The following is an 18764-nucleotide window of genomic DNA, read 5'->3' as shown; positions in this document are numbered from 1 at the left end:
GCGCGCATGAACGCGACTGTCCAGACCGCGGCGCCGGCCGCACCGACCGCGATCCGCACGCCGTGGCGCGAATTCTGGCGCAAGTTCCGCAAGCAGACCGTCGCGCTCGTCGCGGGCGGCTTCGTGCTGGCGCTCGTCGTGCTGGCGTTCGTCGGCCCGCACATCGTGCCGTTCGATCCGGAGAACTATTTCGACTACGACGCGCTGAACGCGGGGCCGTCGGCCGTGCACTGGTTCGGCGTCGATTCGCTCGGCCGCGACATCTTCAGCCGGATCGTCGCGGGCACGCGCATCTCGCTCGCGGCCGGCTTCTTCTCGGTGGCGCTCGGCGCGGTGATCGGCACGTTCTTCGGGCTGCTCGCCGGCTACTACGAAGGCTGGTGGGACCGCATCACGATGCGCATCGCCGACGTGCTGTTCGCGTTCCCGGGCATCCTGCTCGCAATCGGCGTGGTCGCGATCCTCGGCAACGGGATGGTCAACGTGATCTGCGCGGTCGCGATCTTCAGCATCCCGGCGTTCGCGCGGCTCGTGCGCGGCAACACGCTGATGCTCAAGCACATGACCTACGTCGAGGCCGCGCGCAGCATCGGCGCGTCCGACTGGACGATCATCATGCGGCACATCCTGCCGGGCACCGTGTCGTCGGTCGTCGTCTACTTCACGATGCGGATCGGCACGTCGATCATCACCGCCGCGAGCCTGTCGTTCCTCGGGCTCGGCGCGCAGCCGCCGACGCCGGAGTGGGGCGCGATGCTCAACGAGGCGCGCGCGGACATGGTGACGGCGCCGCACATCGCGGTGTTCCCGAGCCTGGCGATCTTCCTGACCGTGCTCGCGTTCAACCTGCTCGGCGACGGGCTGCGCGACGCGCTCGACCCGAAGCTGGAGCGCCGTTGATGCGGGCTGCACCGATGTGGACGGCGACGCTGCCGGCCGGGCCGCGCGGCACGATCGCCGACGTGCCGGGGGTGACGGTCGGCCATTGCACGCTGGATGCCGGCAACGTGCAGACGGGCGTGACCGTCGTGAAGCCGCATCCGGGCGACGTGTACCGCAGCAAGGTGCCGGCGGGGGCCGCCGTGATCAACGGTTTCGGCAAGAGCGTCGGGCTCGTGCAGGTCGACGAACTCGGCACGCTCGACACGCCGATCGCGCTGACCAACACGTTCGGCGTCGGCGCGGTCGCCCAGGCGCAGATCCGCGCGGCGATCGCGGCGAATCCGCGGATCGGCCGCGACTGGTCGACCGTCAATCCGCTCGTGTTCGAGTGCAACGACGGTTACCTCAACGACATCCAGGCGTTCGCGGTCACCGCCGCGCATTACGACGACGCGTGCCGCGCGGCGTCGCGCGACGTCGCCCGCGGCGCGGTGGGCGCCGGGCGCGGGATGTCGTGCTTCGACCTGAAAGGCGGGATCGGTTCGGCGTCGCGCGTGGCCGTCGCGGCCGGCCGCCCCTATACGGTCGGCGCGCTCGTGCTCGCGAATTTCGGCCGGCTGCCGATGCTGACGCTCGGCGGCGTGCCGCTCGGGCGCATCGTCGCGCAACGGCGCGCGGCCGAAGCGGCGCACGCTGCGCCGCCCGAGCAGGGCTCGATCATCCTGCTGCTGGCCACCGATGCGCCGCTCGACGCGCGGCAGCTGTCGCGGCTCGCGCGTCGCGCGGGGGCGGGGCTGGCCCGTACGGGCTCCGTCTACGGGCATGGCAGCGGCGACATCGCGCTCGCGTTCTCGACCGCCTACACGATCGCGCACGATGCGTCGACGATCGCGCTGCCGGCCCTCGTCGCGGATGCGGCGCTCGATCCGCTGTTCATGGCCGCGGCCGAAAGCGTCGAACACGCGATCGCCGACGCCTTGCTGCAGGCGGTGACGGTCGCCGGGCGCGACGGCCACGTGCGGCAAGCGCTGCGCGACGCGGTGCCCGATCTCGACCGGCTGTTCAACGAAGACAACGAAGGACGTTCGACCCAGTCATGAAGATCCTGATCTCGACCGACATCGAGGGTGTCGCCGGCGTATTCGCCGTCGAGCAGACGCGCGCCGGCAATCCGGAATACGAACGCGCGCGCCGCTGGATGACCGCCGAGGCGAACGCGGCGATCGAAGGCGCGTTCGCGGGCGGTGCGCAGGCCGTCTGGGTCAACGATTCGCATGGCGGCTTTCGCAACCTGCTGCCCGACGGACTCGATGCGCGCGCACGCGTCGTGCTCGGCAAGCCGCGCCTGCTCGGGATGATGGCGGGCCTCGAACAGCAGCCCGATCTCGTGTTCATGATCGGCTATCACGCGAAATCGCAGACGCGTGGCGTGCTCGCGCACACGATCAACAGCTTTGCGTTCACACAGGTGTGGCTGAATGGCGTCGAGCTCGGCGAGGCCGGCCTGTACGGCGCGCTGGCGCGCGAATACGGCGCGCATGTCGCGCTCGCGACCGGCGACGACGTATTCGCCGACGAAACGCAGCCGCTGTTTCCGGACGCGCGTTTCGAGACGGTCAAGACGGCCGGCGGCGCGTCGAGCGGCGAGACGCTGACGCCCGCCGCCTCGTGTGCGCGGATCGCGACCGCCGCGCGCGAAACGGTCGCGCGGGCGCTGTCGGCCGGCGTGCGCGCCGGCGCGCATCGACCGGCGCCGGCGGCGTGCACGCTGCGCGTGCAGACGGCCGCGCTCGCCGACCTGTTCTGCGTGCTGCCGTCGCTCGAGCGCGTCGATGCGGTGACGCTGCGTTTCGACGGGCCGTCGGTCGAGCATGTGGTGCGCACGCTGAACAGCCTGTCGGCGATGTCGTTCATGCTGCGTTGACGCGTGCCGTGACGATGTGCGCCGGCGCGCGGCCGAGCGCGACGCGGTCGGGCGGGCCGTCGCGGCGAGCGGGAATGCTTCCATCGTCGCGGCCAGCGCGAGCGGGGTTGCGTTGACCGGACGTGGAGCGGATCGTGGATCATTCGAAGGCGACCGGCCTTTGATATCGGATCATTGATGATGGAATTCGAGCCGTGAGAAATACGCTGCTAGATCCCTACGAACACATTCCCCGGAGCGTGGTCGTGCTCGCCAACGACTTCGCGGCGGGCACGACGTTTCCGGATCACGCGCACGTGCGCGGGCAATTCGCGTTCGCGTCGCGCGGCACGATCAGCGTGTCGACGCCGCACGGGCGCTGGCTGGTGCCGCCGCAGCGCGCGTGCTGGGTGCCGGCCGGCGTGCGGCACGAAATGACGATGGCCGGGCCGGTCACGATGCTCAACGCGTTCGTGTCCATCGATGCCGCGCAGGCGGCCGGCCTGCCGGCCCAGTGCGGCGTATATGGCGTGTCGCCGCTGCTGCGGCAACTGCTCGACGATGCGGTCGACCTGCCGGCGATGTACGACGTCGACGGCCGCGCAGGCAAGCTGATGGATCTGCTGGTCGCGGAAATCGCGACGATGCCGCGCCTCTCGCTGCATGCGCCGCTGCCGGCCGACGCACGGCTGGCGAAGGTGTGCCGCCACCTGTTCGCGGCGCCGTCGATCGACGCCGATCTCGACCGGGTCGCGGCCGACGCGGGCGTGAGCCGCCGCACGTTCACGCGGCAGTTCCGCGCGCAGACGGGCGTGAGTTTCGCCGCATGGCGCCAGCAGGTGTGCATGCTCGCGGCGATTGCCCGCCTGACCGACGGGCAGCCGGTGACGCGCGTCGCGCTCGATCTTGGCTACGCGAGTGCGAGTGCGTTCACGTCGGCGTTTCGCCGCATCCTGGGCGATACGCCGAGCCGCTATCTGGAGATGCGTCGCTAGGCGCCGCGACCCGGCGCAGGCTCTGCTGGTACGCGGGCCGCCGCGCCAAAAAAATACGCGTCCGCCACCTTCGGCCAGACGCGTTTAAAGGCACTCTGTCTGAAAAAAATGCGCGGGCCGCCGGCTGGGCAGCGTCGCGCATGATGCCTGTCATTGTTGCTTCTTCCGATTCAATCCTGCCGGTGCTTTGCGGATAACGAAGCATACGCCGCATAACGCGCAAACGATATCGTGTCGGCCCCACGATTGATGTGCTGTCGCAGCATGTGTTTCGATCGCGCGTTCGATATCGGGGCGGAAAGCCGATGGGGCAATCATCCGCAGCCCCGTCGGTCACGATGCGGCGCACCATCGAATGATCGCGACGGCGCATCAAAAACGCCGTGTGGCGCGATGCCTGTCGGGATCGCGCCACACGGCGATGCGGTTGTACCCGGCGCACAGGGCCGGCAAGCGCCGGCGCGTGCGTCAAACGTCGAAGAACACGGTTTCTTCCGGCCCCTGCATGCGGATGTCGAAGCGGTAGACGACCGGGCGGCCCGGCTGCGCATCGCGTTTCGCGACGAGCGTCGCGCGGCGCTCGGCCGGCACCGCGTTGAGCACGGGGTCGACCGCGTTCGCGGCGGCTTCGTCGTCGAAGTACACGCGGGTGAACGCATGGGTGAGGATGCCGCGCATCATCACGGTCACGTTGATGTGCGGCGCCTCGTCGGCGGCGACGCGGCCCGGCTTCACCGTCTGGACAACGAAGCGCTGCTGCGGGTCGGTGCCCGTGCCGACCCGCGCGAAGCCCGTGAAGCCGGATGTCGCGATGTCGTCGCGCGACGCGGGGTAGCGGCCCGCGCCGTCCACCTGCGTGAATTCGAGCACCGCGTCACCGACCACGTTGTTGTCGCCGTCGAACACCTGCCCGACCAGCAGCACATGCTCGCCTTCGGCGTGCGCCGCGGCGATCGTCGGCGTGAACAGGCTTTTCAGGTCGTAGTCGTATTGCTGCGGGCACAGGCCGTACGCGAAGTACGGGCCGACCGTCTGCGAAGGGGTTTGCTTCAGCGTCGTCATGGTTCAGCGCTCCATCGGGGTGGCGTCGCGGCCGCGCAGCACGATGTCGAATTCGTAGCCGAGCGCATAGCCTTCTTCGGTGATGTCCATCGAGAAGCGCGAGATCAGCCGATCGCGCGCGGCTTCCGGCGTGCCCTGGAAGATCGGGTCGTACGCGAGCAGCGGATCGCCGGGGAAATACATCTGCGTGACGAGACGCGAGCCGAAGTAATCGCCGAACAGCGAGAAATGGATGTGATTCGGGCGCCACGCGTTCGGATGGTTGCCCCACGGATACGCGCCGGGCTTGATCGTCAGGAAGCGGTAGCGGCCTTCGTCGTCGGTCAGGCAACGGCCGGCGCCGAGGAAATTCGGGTCGAGCGGCGCGTCGTGCTGGTCGACCTTGTGCACGTAGCGGCCGGCCGCATTGGCCTGCCACACCTCGACGAGCGTGTTGCGCACAGGCTTGCCGCCTTCGTCGAGCACGCGGCCGGTGACGACCATCCGCTCGCCGAGCGGCTCGCCGTTCTTCACGGCGTTCTTCGTCAGATCGTGGTCGAGCGCGCCGAGATCTTCCGCGCCGTAGACGGGCGCGTACTGGTCGCGCAACTTCTCCTTCAGCGGGATCAGCGGGCGGGTCGGGCCGCGTTTCACGGACGAACGGTACTCGGGATGGACATAGGCCGGATGCGACGGCCAGTCGCGCGGCGTGAGGATCGTGGGGGAATCCATCGGGCGTCTCCTGATAGGTATTTCGCGAAGTGGATGGCCACGACTTTAGCCAATCCGGAAAGTTATGCAAAATGACCTTTTTTCGCGAATCGCATAACCATTCGTTATGTTCGTCCCGGCAATGAAAATTCCGCCGGACAGGAAGCCTGTCCGGCGGAAAAAACGATCGGGCTTCGCGTCGTCGGTGACGACCCCGTGCACGGCCCTCCAGCCAGCCCGTCGCTGTTTTTTCTTTTGTTCTCGTTGTTATCCGGTCTCCCCGAGCGTGCCCGTCGTCATGGCTGACGGGCGTCGAACACGATCCCGTCGAATTCGAGCGCCAGCGTGCCGCTGCGCAGCAGGGCCGACGGTGTCGCCGCGTGGCCGGCGCCGAGCACCTCGGCCACGTACTGCGCGCAGAAACCGCGCCGCGCGCGCAGGTTGAAGCGACTGCCGAGCAGCGCATCGATTCGCCGTTCGGCCAGCGCGTGGACGTGGCGTTGCGCGTCGGCCGATGCCGCCGCGACGCGGCGCGCCAGGGCGATGCGTCCGCCGCCGGTCCGGGCGACGAAACGCGACAGCGGCGTGAGCGTCGTCCATCCGAACGCCGTCGACTCCGCGATCGCCGGTTCGTCGCCCGACGTATCGACGACGATGCCGAAGCGGTTGGCCCACGCGCCGGCCACGCCCGTCGCGGCATCCGGTGCACCGGCTCGCTCGCGGATGAACACGAGATCGCCGACGTGGGCGCCGGCCGCCAGCGTGCGTACGGTGGCGAGCGGCATCGTGCGATCGGTGGCGCGTGCACCGCGCGGGGCGGCGTGGTGCGATTCGCAGGCGGCTGTGTCGATTCGGGCGGTCATTTCGGCTCCGTCGTTGCATGACAGGACGGAGCGGATTATGCAGACAAGTATCCAAAAGTGCTGATGCGGATACGCGAGTAGCCTAATATCCGACCACGAGCATCATTTTTCGATACCAACATGACCGAGACTGCCCAACTCATCGAAACGCTGAAGCGCCAGCTGAAGGCGCAGGGAATGACTTACCGGGACGTCGCGCGTGCGCTCGACGTCTCCGAGACGAGCGTGAAGCGGCTGTTCGCGAGCGGCCGCTTCACGCTGGAGCGCGTCGCGGAGATCGCGCAACTGCTCGGCTATACGCTCGCCGAGCTCGTGCAGGAGGCGTCGGCGTCCGCGCCGCGCCTGCGCGTGCTGACCGAGGCGCAGGAGGCGTTGCTCGTGTCGGACGAGAAACTGCTGCTCGTCGCCGTCTGCGCGATCAACTACTGGACCGTGCAGGACATCGTGTCGGCCTATCGGCTCACGCAGGCCGAGTGCGTGAAATATCTGCTGATGCTCGACCGGATGAACGTGATCGCGCTGTTGCCCGGCGACCGGATTCGCGTGCGCGTCGCGCGCGATTTCGACTGGCTGCCGGGTGGCCCGATTCGCCGCTACTTCCATGCGCACGTGCTCGACGACTTTCTCGGCAGCCGCTTCGACGGCCCGGGCGAGACGATGACGTTCCTGCAGGGAATGCTGACCGACGCGGCCGCCGCCGAGCTCGAACAGGAACTGCGGCGGCTCGCCAGCAAGGCCGCGGCGCTGCATGCCGAGTCGTCGTCCGCGCCGCTCGGGCAGAAGCACGGCACGGCCCTGCTGATCGCGAAACGGATCTGGGAGCCGACCGGATTCCACGCGCTGCGGCGCCACGGGTGACGTCGTCCCGAACGCTTGGGCCTTTCCGGAAAGTTATGCAAAATGGCGATTCATCGTCATTAACATAACCACCCGTTATGAATAACCGTATCGCCGACGGCCGTGTCAAATTTCGGCACCTGCAGTGTTTTCTCGCGGTCGCGCAGCTGGGCGGCGTGCAGAAGGCGGCCGAAAGCCTGTCGATCACGCAACCGGCCGTGTCGAAGACGATCGCCGAGCTGGAGGCGATCCTCGGCGTGAAGCTGTTCGAGCGCGGCCGGCACGGCGCGCAGCCGACCCGCGAAGCGCAACTGTTCATGCCGCACGCGAATGCGTGCGTGCTGGCGCTGCGTCAGGGCGTCGGGCTGCTGGCGCGCGAGGGCGGGGCCGCCGCCGCGACGCTGGAAATCGGCATACTGCCGACCGTCGCGGCCTCGCTTGCGCCGGCCTTGATGAAGGCGTTGACCGCGCGCTGGCCGCGTATCGTCGTGCGGATCGCGACGGCCGCGAACGCCGAGTTGCTCGAGCGTCTGAAATCCGGCGCGATCGAATGCGCGATCGGCCGGCTGTCGGAGCCGGAGCGAATGATCGGGCTCGCGTTCGAGCAGTTGTACAACGAGCCGCTCGTCGCGGTCGTGCGCGCCGGGCATCCGCTGCTCGCGAGCGTGGCGCCGGCCGCCGAGCTGGCGCGCTATCCGGTCGTGCTGCCGCCGTTCGGCACGTTGATCCGCCAGTCGGCCGAGCAACTGCTCGGCGCATGCGGCGCGCCGCCGCTGGATTCGTTCATCGAGGTGCTGTCGGTATCGGTTGCGCGCGCGCTGGCGCTCGAGAACGATGCGGTCTGGTTCGTGCCGCTCTATGCCGCCGAATACGATCTGTCGGCCGGTGCGCTGGCGCGCCTGCCGCTGCCGTCGGCGGGCACCGACGAGCCGGTCGGGCTCGTGCTGCGTACCGATGCGCAGCCGTCGCCGGTCGCGCGGACGCTGATCGACGCGGTGCGCGACATCGCCCGGTCGCGGTTCGGCGATGCGCGCCCGCACCGGGCACCACGCACGGCGCGCAAGCCTGCTCGCGGCAAGCGTTGATCCATCGGGCCTGGCGATGCGCCGGACCCGATCTCGTTTCTCTTTCTTGCTGCGGGACTGGCCATCCGGTCAGTAGCCGTCATCGGGTGCTTGGCATATCGTACCGTTTTTGATACGATTGGCGACAAGACGATGGCGAGACAGCAGATTCAGGTCACGCTCGGCGTGCGGTTCTTCCGGACGGCCCGCGGCCACGAGCCGGTGCGCGAATGGCTCAACGCGCTCGGGCGAGTGGAGCGAAGGGCGATCGGCGAAGAGATCAAGACCGTTCAACTCGGCTGGCCGCTCGGCATGCCGCTGGTCCGGAAGATGGCGAAGGATCTGTGGGAGATCCGCGTGACGGTGCCGGGGCGAAGCGCACGCGTGCTGTTCACGGTCGTCGGCGACACGATGGTGCTGCTGCACGGCTTCTTCAAGCAGTCGCGGGCCACGCCGTCGGACGATCTCGACGTCACCGTCGCGCGCCTGAAAACGCTGACGCGCGCCATCTGAATTCCCCGGTTACGCTGGAGCATACCGTCTTCGACGGTCGGGCAGCCGGCAACGCCATGCACCTGGAGTACGACATGACGACCACGAACAATCCGTATATCGGCAGCGATTTCGACGCCTTCCTCGAAGCGGACGGCAATCTCGAAGCAGCCACCGCCACCGCGATCAAGCGCGTGATCGCGTGGCAGATCGGGCAGGAAATGAAGGCGCAGCAGATCACGAAAACGGCGATGGCCGCGCGGATGAAAACCAGCCGCGCCGCGCTCAACCGTCTGCTCGACGAAACCGACACGAGCCTCACGCTGGCGACGCTCGCGAGCGCGGCCGCCGCGCTCGGCAAGCGGCTCAGTTTCGAGCTGGTGCCGGCCTGACCGGCGCGAACGAATGGCGCGCGGACGGAGCGACGTGATTGTTCACGCGGCGGGGCGGCGAGCGGGCCGGTGCCGGCCCGCGTGCGCATGCCGGGTCATCGACGCGCGCCGGTGACCTGCAGGTAAAGCAACGCGCCGCCCGCGAGCAGCAGCGGGCACAGGAAATACCAGCCGGTCGTCACGAACAGCCCGGCCACCGCAATGAGCGAAATCCATGCGCAGCGGTACGCGATGCCGCCGCGCGGCAGCAGCTTCAGCGCGGCCGCCGCGCCCAGCCCGTACACCATCACGAAACAGCCGGACGTGACGAGCACGAGCGGCTTCGGCCCGACGTCCGACAGCGCCGTGGCGGCCAGCGCGACGGCCGCGAGCACGGCGATCACGCCGAGGCTGCGGCGCGGCACGCCGCCCACCTGGCTGCCTTGCGCGAGCCACGCAGGCAACGCGCCATCGCGGCCAAGCGCCGCGCCGAGTTTGGCCGCGCCCGCGAAATACGCGTTCATCGTGCCGAGCGTGAGCAGCAGCGCGGCAGCCGCCGCCAACACCTGCGCATGGCCGCCGATGCCGCCCGCGATCAGTTCGGCGAGCGGCGCGCCCGATGCGCCCGCGGAAGGCCCGAGCACCGTCACGCTCGCGGCGGCGACCGACAGATACAGGAACCCGACGACCACGACCGCGATGCCGGCCGAACGCGGCATGTCGTGTGCGGGCCGGCGGAATTCGGCGGCGAGATGTGTGATCGCTTCCCAGCCGGCGAAGCTCCACACGAGCAGCGCGGCGGCCTGGCCGACCGCGAGCCAGCCGTGCGGGGCGAACGGATGCAGGTTCGCGGTGCGCGCATGCGGGGCCGACGCAAGCACCGCGGCGAGCAGCAGCGCGACGAGCAGCACCGACAACACGAGCTGCATGCGGCCCGACACAGTGACGCCGAATGCATTCGCGGCCGACACGGTCGCGATCAGCGCGGCGGCCGTGACAATGATCGTCGTGTGTCCGCCGCCCGTGACGGCCGCGACGTATGCGCCGCCGAACATCGCGGCAGCCGGCGCGCCGGCCGGCACCGCGAAATAGAAGCACCAGCCGACGATGGCCGCGGCCTTCGGGCCGAATGCGCGCCGCGCGTAGGTCGACACACCGCCCGCATCGGGATAGCGGGCGCCGAGTGCGGCGAAGGTGGCCGCGAGCGGCCCGGACAGCACGACGAGCGCCGCCCACGCGAGCAGCGACGCCGGCCCCGCGACTTCGGCAGCGAGCGCGGGCAACGCGATCACGCCGGTGCCGAGCACCGCGCCGATATAAAGCGCGGCGCCCTGGAAAATGGTCAGCGAACCCGCGTGGTGAGCAGCGGGCGAATCGGCATGCGAAGGCATGAGCGGCAGTCTCCGGAAAACTTGTTCTGTATGGACGACGCGCGCAAGCCCGCGCGGTCGATCGTTCGATGCTACCCGAACGATGACGACCGCGCGGCCCCGCGTTCAGTAGTCTGGTGCCGCGTGGCTGTCAGCCGATGTCAGCAGGAACGCGCGAGCCGCAGCCGTGCGTCCTCGCGCGCGGCGGGCGACAGGTCGGCTGCGTAGTGGAACGTACCCGATACCAGCGACGCGACGGGCACGCCATCGCGAAACAGCACGCGATTGCCGGCCAGCGCCGGCACCTTGTCGCCGGGCAGCAGCGTGCCGGCGAGATTCAGCGGGTCGGCGCCCGTCACGCACACGTATTGTCCATCGCCCGGTTGCCGTCGCAGTTCACGCAGGATCGGAATGGCCTCGGGCAGCGCGAACTGCTCGCCCGCGAGCCCGGCGACGAAGCGGCCGCCGCGAATCTCGCCGCGTGCTTCGAGGCGCTGCAGCACGCGCACGAGTTCGCGCCAGCTCGGCAGCCAGTCGGCTTCGCGTTCGAGCAACCGCCAGAACACGACGCCGTAGCGGCGCAGCAGCGTCCACACGATATGTTCGAGCGCGTCGGAATCGGTCGTGGCGAGGCCGCGTTTCGGCGCGGGCGCGTCGTCGTCCGACGGTGCCTGACGCTGCACGAGCGCCCAGCGGCCGGCATCGTCCATCCCGCCGATCAGCGCGCCGCCGCGTCGCGTGCGGGGCGCATAGGTCGCGCTGCGCTTGACGGCCGGCTTCAGCAGCGCGCGCAGGCCCGCGTAGCTGTCCGCATTCACGAGGCCGGCCGACACGAGTTCGCCGAGCGCCTGTTCGAGCTCGACGGGCAGCATGTGTAGCTCGTCGAGCAGGGCATCGAAGAACATCGCGCCGTGCGCGGCGAGCGCGTCGCGCACTTGCGTGGCGCGTGCGGACAGCGCCGGTTGCGCATCGGGGTCGCGCAGCGCGTGCCACGCGGAAAGATGGCGGCGCGGCAGCAGCACGATCGGCGTCGTCTTCACGGGCGTGCCGGCCGCGCGGGCCGGTGCGCCGATGCGGGTCCACACCAGCTTGCCCGAGCGGCACAGCTCGTCGAGGCCACCCGCCGTGTAGTCGGTGAGCCGTGCGGGCAGCAGCGCGTCTTCCCATGCGCTTGCCGCCGCCTCGTAGCCTTCGAGCTGTTCGACCACGGCGGCCAGCGCGTCGCGGCCGGTGCCGCGCGTGTCGGGTGTCAGGTGCTGCCAGTGGAACAGGAAGCGCATGAAATCGGCGCGTTCGACCGGCTCGATCTCGCGGCGCAGCCGCTTCACCGTATAGCGATGAATGCGTGCGAGCAGGTGGCGTTCGCACCATTCGTCCGTGGCCGCGCCCGGCGTGAAGCGACCGCGCATCACGTAGCCTTCGCGCTCCAGCGCCGCGAGCGCCGTCGCGATCGACGCGGGCGGCAGGCCGAGCGGCGCGGCGATCGCATCGAGCGTGAGCGGCCCGAAGCCGGTGAGCCGCGCGCGGATCACGTCGACGAGTGCGGCATCGGCTTCCCACGGCTGCGCGCATGCGGCCGGCACCTTGAGCGCGGGTGTCATGCGGGCGTCGGGATGCAGCGCGCGCAGGCAGACGAGCCGTTCGACCGGTACCCACAGCGCGGCGCCGCCCGGCGTCGCGAGTTTCGTCGCGCGGCGGCGTTCCGCGAGTTCCGCGAGTCGCTCGGGCCAGCCTGCGTGCGCATGCGTCTCGCTGTCGGCGACGCAGGCGAGGGTGAGCAGCGCATCGTGCATTTCGTCGGCGTCGCGCACGAGCGGCCACGCTTCGTCGCGCACCGCGTCGATCGCGTCGACGTCGAGCGCGCCGAGATCGTCGGCCGATTCGGGATCGCTCCAGCGGCGCGACTGCACGGCCTGCGTGCGGCGCTCCTCGAGCGGCGCGTCGTCGAGGAACGCGTAGGGCTTCGCGTTGAGGATCTCGGCCGCGAGCGGCGACGGCGCGGGCAAGTCGCGCGCGATGAGCTCGATCGCGCCGCTTTCGATCCGGCGCAGCAGCGCGAGCCAGCCGTCGGTGTCCATCGCGTCGTGCAGGCAATCGTCGAGCGTCTGGTCGACGAGCGGATGATGCGGAATCTCGCGTTCGCCGACGATGTTCTCGAGGCACGCGACCTGATCGGGGAACACCGTCGCGAGCAGATCGTCGCTTTTCATCCGCTGCAGTTGCGGCGCGGTGCGCCGGCCGCCGGTGAAACGCGGCAGCGCGAGCGCGGTGGTCGCGTTCCAGCGCCAGCGCACGCCGAACATCGGCGCGTCGAGCAGCGCCTGGATCAGCACGTGCTCGGCGCTGGCCGAACGCAGGTAGCGCCACACTTCGTCGAGCGCGAAGCTGTGCGCGAGCGACAGCGACAGGATGATCGCGTCGTCGGTCGCGGCGGCCTGCAGTTCGAAGTTGAAGTTGCGACAGAAGCGCTTGCGCAGCGCGAGCCCCCATGCGCGATTGATCCGGCTGCCGAACGGCGAATGGATCACGAGCTGCGTGCCGCCCGATTCGTCGAAGAAACGCTCCATCACGAGCGTGTCCTGCGTCGGCAACGCGCCGAGCGCAGCGCGGGTGCGCGCGAGGTAGTCGGCGATCTGGCGCGCGGCGTCGGGCGACAGGTGGAGATCGTCGACGAGCCAGCGCAACGCGGGCGCGAGGCGGCTGTCGGCGGGGGCGAGCGCGGTACCCGTTGCGGCTGGTGCGTCGGCTTCCGTTGCCGCATTGCTTACCGCGTTGCCGCCGCCACGCTTGCGCCCGCCGCTGTCGACCTGCCGGTCGCCTTCCGCGAACAGCGCGTCGAGCCGCGCGCGCAGCCGGCCGACCGCCGCCGACAGCTCGTCGCTGCGCCCGAGCCCCTCGCCGAGCCAGAACGGAATGCTCGGCGATTGCCCCTGCGCATCCTCGACCCGCACGCGGCCCGTTTCGACACGAATGATCCGGTACGACTGGTTGCCGAGCTGGAACACGTCGCCGGCCAGGCTCTCGATCGCGAAATCCTCGTTGACGGTGCCGACCTGGATACCCTGCGGTTCGAGCAGCACCGCGTAGTCGGCCATGTCGGGGATCGTGCCGCCGGACGTGGTGGCGGTCATCATCGCGTTGCGGCGGCCGCGCACCGTGCCGCCGACCACGTCGCGGTGCAGGTACGCGCCGCGCACGCCGCGACGGCTCGTGAACCCCTCGGCGAGCATCTTCATCACTTCGTCGAAGCGCTCGCGCGTCAGCCGGGCGTACGGCGCGGCCCGCGTGAAGCTTGCATACAGCGCGTCCTCCTGCCATTCCGTGCACGCGACTTCGGCGACGATCTGCTGCGCGAGCACGTCGAGCGGCGCTTCGGGAATCCGCAGCGCATCGAGTTCGCCACGCTGCACGCAATCGAGCAGCGCCGCGCATTCGACCAGCTCGTCGCGCGACAGCGGAAACAGTCGCCCCTTCGGCACGCCGCCGACGTGGTGCCCCGAGCGGCCGACGCGCTGCAGGAACGGCGCGATGCCGCGCGGCGAGCCGACCTGGCAGACGAGATCGACGTCGCCGATGTCGATGCCGAGTTCGAGCGACGCGGTCGCGACGAGCAGCTTCAGTTCGCCGCGCTTCAGGCGCTGCTCGGCGTCGAAGCGGTGCTCCTTCGCCAGGCTGCCGTGATGCGCGGCGATCGCGTCCTTGCCGAGCCGGTCGGCGAGATGGCGCGCCATGCGCTCGGCGGTGCGGCGCGTGTTGACGAACACCAGCGTCGTGCGATGCGCGGCCGCGAGCCCGGCGATGCGGTCGTACACCTGTTCCCACACATCGGTCGCCATCACCGGTTCGAGCGGCACGTTCGGCAGCTCCAGCGCGAGGTCGCGCTCGCGTGTGTGGCCGGTGTCGACGATCGCGCAGTCGCGCGGCGCGTCGGCCGGCCCGCCGACCAGGAAGCGCGCGACCGCGTCGATCGGCTTTTGCGTGGCGGACAGCCCGATGCGCGGCAGCGCGCGCCCGGTCAATGCGTCGAGGCGTTCGAGCGACAGCGCGAGATGGCTGCCGCGCTTGGACGACGCCAGCGCATGGATTTCGTCGACGATGACCGAGCGCACGTTCGACAGCATCTGGCGACCCGACGTGGACGACAGCAGCACGTACAGCGATTCGGGAGTCGTGACGAGGATATGCGGCGCGCGCTTGCGCAGCGCGGCGCGTTCGGCCTGCGTCGTGTCGCCGGTGCGCACCGCGGTGCGGATCGCCGGCACCGGCAGGCCGAGTTGCGCGAGCGATTCGGCGATGCCGGCGAGCGGCGCGTCGAGGTTCACGTGGATGTCGTTCGACAGCGCCTTCAGCGGCGACACGTAGACGACCAGCGTCGCGTCGGGCAGCGTGCCGTCGTGCGCGAGCGCATCGCGCACCAGATCGTCGAGCGCGCACAGGAACGCGGTGAGCGTCTTGCCGGAGCCGGTCGGCGCGGCGACGAGCGTCGAGCGGCCGGCCTTGATGTGCGGCCACGCGAGTGCCTGCGCGCCGGTCGGCGCGGCAAACGTGCGCGTGAACCACGCGGCGACGGCCGGGTGGAACACGTCGAGCGCACGGGCGGCAGGGCGGGTAGCTGTGACGTCCATCGGAGCGTTGAAATAGGGTGCGAGCGGGATGCGAGCGCGCGGACGCATCGCACGCGAATCGAATCGTCAGTGTGCCAGACGTCGCGGGTGCGTGCCGGGCATGCGTGCCGACGATTTACGCTCAGGTGGGGGCTCGCCGCGCGCTTTCAATGGACCGAAAGTTGCGTGCGCGTCGGCACGCCGATCGCGCACGGAATTGCGTCGAATTGCAACTAGACGCGATGCAGCCAGCCGAGCCACTGTTCGATCAGCGGCGCACGCGACCACAGCGATTGCGCGAGCCACAGCGTGCCGCCCCAGGCGGCGGCCACGACGATCAGGTCGCAATGCCCGCTGTTCCACAGGTTCAGCGAGTGGCGCCGCCAGATCCACGGTACGCCGAGCGGATTCGGCCAGTCGGCGAGCAGGTGCATCACGCCGCCGCAGGCGAAGCCGAACAGCGGCGCGGCCCACAGCGGATGCGGATGATGAGTGAGCCCGTGCCACCCGAGCGCGAGCAGCGCGACCCAGCCGACGCCCCAGTGCGTGATGGTGCGATGCGTGATCCACAGGCGGCGCTTGCGGCTCCACCATGCGACTTCGAGCCAGTCGGGCGCGGTGCCGCCCGCGATGCCCGCCGCGAACGCGGCGAGCATGCCCGAGTGCCACGGGCCGGTGGCGCCGGTTTGCGCGACGAGGACGGCGGCGGCGACGCCGGCGGCGAAGCCGGATGCGTGATGCGCGTTGTGTGATGCCATACGGAGCGAGACGAAGAAACGTGAAGCGGCGCGTGCACGAAACGATGATGCGGCGCGCAAGCGGGGCGCTATCTTCGCAGATCGGGCCATGCCGCGGGCGAGGCGTTCGCAGATTTTTTTGCACGGGCGGCGAGGCGCGTCGCGCGGTTCGCAACTTTCGGTTTTTGTGCGGTGCGCGAAGGCGCGCGCCGCGGGCGATACCGAACGAGCCGCGTGCGTGTCGCGGCGCCGCAACGTGACCGGGCGCACACAATCGCCACGCTTTCGTCGCCCGTCGCGTGTTCGACCCTTTTTGTCCCCCTATACTACGAAGCCGGCAGATGGTCGTCGGCGCGCCAGCGGCCATCCACGGATCAGGTGCTCGTCGTGCCTGAAGGAGATCCACATGGGGGACATGCAATGACTACGCTGAATCGCTTCAAATCATCCGCTGCCGTGCTGGCGACGGTGGCCGGCATCGGCTTCCTGCCGAACGCGCCCGCTTACGCGAAGGGGCCGCAGCCCGCGGTCCTGACGAGTTCCGCGGTGGCGGTGGCCGACAAGTACAGCGCGGATGCCGCGGAGCGGATCTTCAAGGAGGGCGGCAATGCGATCGACGCGGCCGTCGCGATCGCGTTCACGCTCGCCGTCACGTACCCGGAAGCCGGCAACATCGGCGGCGGCGGCTTCATGACGATCTACAAGGACGGCAAGCCGTACTTCATCGATTACCGCGAGCGCGCGCCGCTCGCCGCGACGAAGGACATGTACCTCGACAAGGACGGCAACGTCGTCAAGGGCATGAGCCTGTACGGCCCGCGCGCGGTTGGCGTGCCGGGCACGGTGGCGGGCATGTGGGAAGCGCAGAAGCGCTTCGGCAAGCTGAAGTGGAAGCAGGTGCTCGCGCCGGCGATCCACTATGCGCGCGACGGCTTCGTCGTCGACGAGCAACTGGCGCAGCGCGGCGTCGACGCGTCGAAGGAGTTCGGCGGCAAGACCAACTTCGACAAGTACTTTTCCGGGCTGAAGGCCGGCGCGAACTTCAAGCAGCCCGATCTCGCCGACGTGCTGACGCGCATCGCGGACGGCGGCGCCGAAGGTTTCTACAAGGGCAAGACGGCCGAACTGATCGCCGCATCGATGAAGACGGGCGACGGCAACGGGCTGATCACGACCGAGGATCTCGCGCAGTACCGCGCGGTGTGGCGCCAGCCGGTGCAGGCAAAGTGGAACGGCTATGACGTGATCACCGCGCCGCCGCCGAGCTCGGGCGGCATCGGTCTCGTGCAGTTGCTGAAGATGAAGGCCGACCTGAAGCAGGACTTCGAGGGCGTGAAGCTCAACTCGCCGCAGTACATCCACCTCGTCGCGGAAATCGAGAAGCGCGTGTTCGCCGATCGCGCGCAGTATCTCGGCGACCCCGACTTCTACAAGGTGCCGATCGCGCAGCTGACCGACGACGCGTACATCGCGAAGCGCGCGGCCGAGGTCAACCCGAAGGAGCCGTCGGACACGAAGAGCGTGCAGCCGGGCCTCGGCACGACGATGCCGGAGAAGGCCGAAACGACGCACTTCTCGGTGGTCGACAAGTGGGGCAACGCGGTGTCGAACACGTACACGATCAACGGCTATTTCGGCTCGGGCGTGATCGCCGACGGCACGGGCATCGTGCTGAACGACGAGATGGACGACTTCTCCGCGAAGCCGGGCGTCGCGAACATGTTCGGCGTGGTCGGCAGCGACGCGAACGCGATCGAACCGAAGAAGCGCCCGCTGTCGTCGATGTCGCCGACGATCATGACGAAGGACGGCAAGGTGTCGCTGGTGATCGGCACGCCGGGCGGCTCGCGCATCTTCACGTCGATCTTCCAGGTGATCAACAACATCTACGACTTCAAGATGCCGTTGAAGGAAGCGGTCGGCGCGATGCGGTTCCATCACCAGCTGCTGCCGCCGAACACGATCTTCTGGGAGCCGTACCATCCGATCGAAGGCGAACTCGCGAAGCAGATCGAGGCACGCGGCTATACGCTGAAGGGGCAGGATTTCAGCGGCGACATCCAGGTCATCAAGATCGACGGCAAGACGCCGGAGGCGATGGCCGATCCGCGCGGACGGGGCGTGACGCGGATCATTCGTTGACTCGTGTACGATCCGTTGCAGTGATCGTGCCGACTGGAGCAGAAGCCGCCGGAATATCAGGCGGCTTTTTTATTGCCTGAATTATTGGCAGGGTGTGTATGTTTGAAATTCAATCGTGTAGGAGCATTTGCCGAATGCATCACCGCTTCAGCAACGCATGCGCCTGCACGATCTGCTCGGCGAGCTGATTGATCGAGATGCGCCGCTCCATCGCCTGCGTGCGGATCTGTTGATACGCCTCTTCCTCGCTGATCGCGTTGTGCTGCATCAGCAGCGCCTTCGCTTCCTGCAGCGTGCGCACGGACATCGCGCGCTGTTCGAGTTGCGCGATACGGCGCCGGTATTCGTCGTGCCGGCGGCTTTGATGACACGCGAGCGCCATCGCGCTCAACAGGCCGAACGAGCGCACCGGCGTCGTGACCGCGCTCTGCGCATCGATGCGCAGCATCAGTTCGAGGATGGTCGGGCTCTCGTAGGTCGTGACGGCGATGAGCGGCGGCCGTGCGTCGTCCTCGAGCCACGGGATCGACAGGTGCAGCAGGTCGGGCCGTACCGCGAGAATCACGAGATCGACGCTTTCCGGCAGCGTCGCGGGCGGCGGCCAGCGCTGCTCGCTCGGGCAGCCGATGCGCGACAGTTGCTCGACGAGCAGCAGGCCGTTGTCGTCGTCCGGGTAGTACACCATCACGCGCAGCGAACGCAGTTCGGCGAGCAGGCGGGGCGTCGAGCGGATCGGGGTGCGGGCGCGCATC

General features: G+C 69.0%; 16 protein-coding genes. 9 read left to right on the top strand and 7 right to left on the bottom strand.

What is annotated here, in order from left to right; genetic code table 11:
* The first annotated feature begins 6 nt into the window (after window positions 1-6).
* From gsiD to DTA15_RS23750, 4 genes are all read left to right on the top strand, one after another.
* Window positions 7-900, top strand: coding sequence for a glutathione ABC transporter permease GsiD (gene gsiD / locus DTA15_RS23765; RefSeq protein ID WP_006482629.1), 894 nt, complete (start codon window positions 7-9; stop codon window positions 898-900).
* The gene (locus DTA15_RS23760; protein WP_006493176.1) at window positions 900-1982 is read left to right on the top strand and encodes a DmpA family aminopeptidase; all 1083 of its coding nucleotides are present in this window, start codon (window positions 900-902) and stop codon (window positions 1980-1982) included. Before gsiD ends, DTA15_RS23760 begins: the two co-directional genes overlap by 1 nt.
* Window positions 1979-2806 carry a M55 family metallopeptidase gene (locus DTA15_RS23755; RefSeq protein WP_012493277.1) on the top strand — a complete coding sequence of 276 codons (828 nt, stop codon included), beginning with the start codon at window positions 1979-1981 and terminating at the stop codon, window positions 2804-2806. The genes DTA15_RS23760 and DTA15_RS23755 overlap by 4 nt, the downstream gene beginning before the upstream one ends.
* A gap of 194 nt (window positions 2807-3000) precedes the next feature.
* Window positions 3001-3780, top strand: coding sequence for an AraC family transcriptional regulator (locus DTA15_RS23750; RefSeq protein ID WP_006489688.1), 780 nt, complete (start codon window positions 3001-3003; stop codon window positions 3778-3780).
* A gap of 468 nt (window positions 3781-4248) precedes the next feature.
* Here DTA15_RS23750 and pcaG read toward each other — a convergent pair whose 3' ends face one another.
* The 3 genes from pcaG to DTA15_RS23735 all read right to left on the bottom strand — a co-directional run bounded on the left by pcaG (window position 4249) and on the right by DTA15_RS23735 (window position 6395).
* Window positions 4249-4842 (bottom strand): protocatechuate 3,4-dioxygenase subunit alpha, encoded by a 594-nt coding sequence (gene pcaG, locus DTA15_RS23745; RefSeq protein ID WP_006489689.1) that lies wholly within the window; start codon window positions 4840-4842, stop codon window positions 4249-4251.
* 3 nt (window positions 4843-4845) lie between these two features.
* The gene (gene pcaH / locus DTA15_RS23740) at window positions 4846-5553 is read right to left on the bottom strand and encodes a protocatechuate 3,4-dioxygenase subunit beta (protein ID WP_006489685.1); all 708 of its coding nucleotides are present in this window, start codon (window positions 5551-5553) and stop codon (window positions 4846-4848) included.
* 275 nt (window positions 5554-5828) lie between these two features.
* A complete protein-coding gene (locus tag DTA15_RS23735; protein WP_006492956.1) occupies window positions 5829-6395 on the bottom strand; it encodes a YiiX/YebB-like N1pC/P60 family cysteine hydrolase in 567 nt (188 codons plus the stop codon).
* A 120-nt stretch (window positions 6396-6515) separates the two neighbouring features.
* On the opposite strand from DTA15_RS23735, the gene DTA15_RS23730 reads away from it, so the two are divergent.
* The 4 genes from DTA15_RS23730 (at window position 6516) to DTA15_RS23715 (ending at window position 9180) form a co-directional block, all read left to right on the top strand.
* A complete protein-coding gene (locus DTA15_RS23730) occupies window positions 6516-7253 on the top strand; it encodes a helix-turn-helix domain-containing protein (protein WP_006481688.1) in 738 nt (245 codons plus the stop codon).
* A 77-nt stretch (window positions 7254-7330) separates the two neighbouring features.
* Window positions 7331-8317: a pca operon transcription factor PcaQ gene (gene pcaQ / locus DTA15_RS23725; protein ID WP_012493278.1), complete on the top strand. Its 987-nt coding sequence runs from the start codon at window positions 7331-7333 to the stop codon at window positions 8315-8317.
* 132 nt (window positions 8318-8449) lie between these two features.
* Window positions 8450-8809, top strand: coding sequence for a type II toxin-antitoxin system RelE/ParE family toxin (locus DTA15_RS23720; RefSeq protein WP_012493279.1), 360 nt, complete (start codon window positions 8450-8452; stop codon window positions 8807-8809).
* Between the two features lie 74 nt (window positions 8810-8883).
* Window positions 8884-9180, top strand: a complete 297-nt coding sequence (locus DTA15_RS23715; RefSeq protein WP_012493280.1) for an XRE family transcriptional regulator — start codon at window positions 8884-8886, stop codon at window positions 9178-9180.
* Window positions 9181-9275: 95 nt separating this feature from the next.
* Here DTA15_RS23715 and DTA15_RS23710 read toward each other — a convergent pair whose 3' ends face one another.
* From DTA15_RS23710 to DTA15_RS23700, 3 genes are all read right to left on the bottom strand, one after another.
* Window positions 9276-10550: an APC family permease gene (locus tag DTA15_RS23710; RefSeq protein ID WP_006481679.1), complete on the bottom strand. Its 1275-nt coding sequence runs from the start codon at window positions 10548-10550 to the stop codon at window positions 9276-9278.
* 140 nt (window positions 10551-10690) lie between these two features.
* Window positions 10691-15154 (bottom strand): DEAD/DEAH box helicase, encoded by a 4464-nt coding sequence (locus DTA15_RS23705; RefSeq protein WP_006481681.1) that lies wholly within the window; start codon window positions 15152-15154, stop codon window positions 10691-10693.
* Window positions 15155-15366: 212 nt separating this feature from the next.
* Window positions 15367-15891, bottom strand: coding sequence for a metal-dependent hydrolase (locus DTA15_RS23700; protein ID WP_006481682.1), 525 nt, complete (start codon window positions 15889-15891; stop codon window positions 15367-15369).
* A gap of 399 nt (window positions 15892-16290) precedes the next feature.
* On the opposite strand from DTA15_RS23700, the gene ggt reads away from it, so the two are divergent.
* Complete coding sequence (ggt, locus tag DTA15_RS23695; RefSeq protein WP_011547886.1) at window positions 16291-18012, top strand: gamma-glutamyltransferase; 1722 nt, start codon at window positions 16291-16293, stop codon at window positions 18010-18012.
* A 139-nt stretch (window positions 18013-18151) separates the two neighbouring features.
* On the opposite strand, the gene DTA15_RS23690 is transcribed toward ggt, so the two are convergent.
* Window positions 18152-18763, bottom strand: a complete 612-nt coding sequence (locus tag DTA15_RS23690) for an ANTAR domain-containing response regulator (protein ID WP_006481676.1) — start codon at window positions 18761-18763, stop codon at window positions 18152-18154.
* Between the last annotated feature and the right edge of the window lies 1 nt (window position 18764).

Source organism: Burkholderia cenocepacia (assembly GCF_900446215.1).
GTDB lineage: Bacteria > Pseudomonadota > Gammaproteobacteria > Burkholderiales > Burkholderiaceae > Burkholderia > Burkholderia cenocepacia.
The sequence above is the reverse complement of the archived record's forward strand: the minus strand, read 5'-3'. Positions and strand labels throughout refer to the sequence as shown.

Bases quoted from the DNA above. Each gene is read 5' to 3' on its own strand.
- DTA15_RS23720 (WP_012493279.1), top strand. From the start codon at position 8,450: ATGGCGAGACAGCAGATTCAGGTCACGCTCGGCGTGCGGTTCTTCCGG.
- gsiD (WP_006482629.1), top strand. From the start codon at position 7: ATGAACGCGACTGTCCAGACCGCGGCGCCGGCCGCACCGACCGCGATC.
- pcaG (WP_006489689.1), bottom strand. From the start codon at position 4,842: ATGACGACGCTGAAGCAAACCCCTTCGCAGACGGTCGGCCCGTACTTC.
- pcaQ (WP_012493278.1), top strand. From the start codon at position 7,331: ATGAATAACCGTATCGCCGACGGCCGTGTCAAATTTCGGCACCTGCAG.
- pcaH (WP_006489685.1), bottom strand. From the start codon at position 5,553: ATGGATTCCCCCACGATCCTCACGCCGCGCGACTGGCCGTCGCATCCG.
- DTA15_RS23715 (WP_012493280.1), top strand. From the start codon at position 8,884: ATGACGACCACGAACAATCCGTATATCGGCAGCGATTTCGACGCCTTC.
- ggt (WP_011547886.1), top strand. From the start codon at position 16,291: ATGACTACGCTGAATCGCTTCAAATCATCCGCTGCCGTGCTGGCGACG.
- DTA15_RS23735 (WP_006492956.1), bottom strand. From the start codon at position 6,395: ATGACCGCCCGAATCGACACAGCCGCCTGCGAATCGCACCACGCCGCC.
- DTA15_RS23690 (WP_006481676.1), bottom strand. From the start codon at position 18,763: ATGCGCGCCCGCACCCCGATCCGCTCGACGCCCCGCCTGCTCGCCGAA.
- DTA15_RS23755 (WP_012493277.1), top strand. From the start codon at position 1,979: ATGAAGATCCTGATCTCGACCGACATCGAGGGTGTCGCCGGCGTATTC.
- DTA15_RS23705 (WP_006481681.1), bottom strand. From the start codon at position 15,154: ATGGACGTCACAGCTACCCGCCCTGCCGCCCGTGCGCTCGACGTGTTC.
- DTA15_RS23730 (WP_006481688.1), top strand. From the start codon at position 6,516: ATGACCGAGACTGCCCAACTCATCGAAACGCTGAAGCGCCAGCTGAAG.
- DTA15_RS23760 (WP_006493176.1), top strand. From the start codon at position 900: ATGCGGGCTGCACCGATGTGGACGGCGACGCTGCCGGCCGGGCCGCGC.
- DTA15_RS23710 (WP_006481679.1), bottom strand. From the start codon at position 10,550: ATGCCTTCGCATGCCGATTCGCCCGCTGCTCACCACGCGGGTTCGCTG.
- DTA15_RS23700 (WP_006481682.1), bottom strand. From the start codon at position 15,891: ATGGCATCACACAACGCGCATCACGCATCCGGCTTCGCCGCCGGCGTC.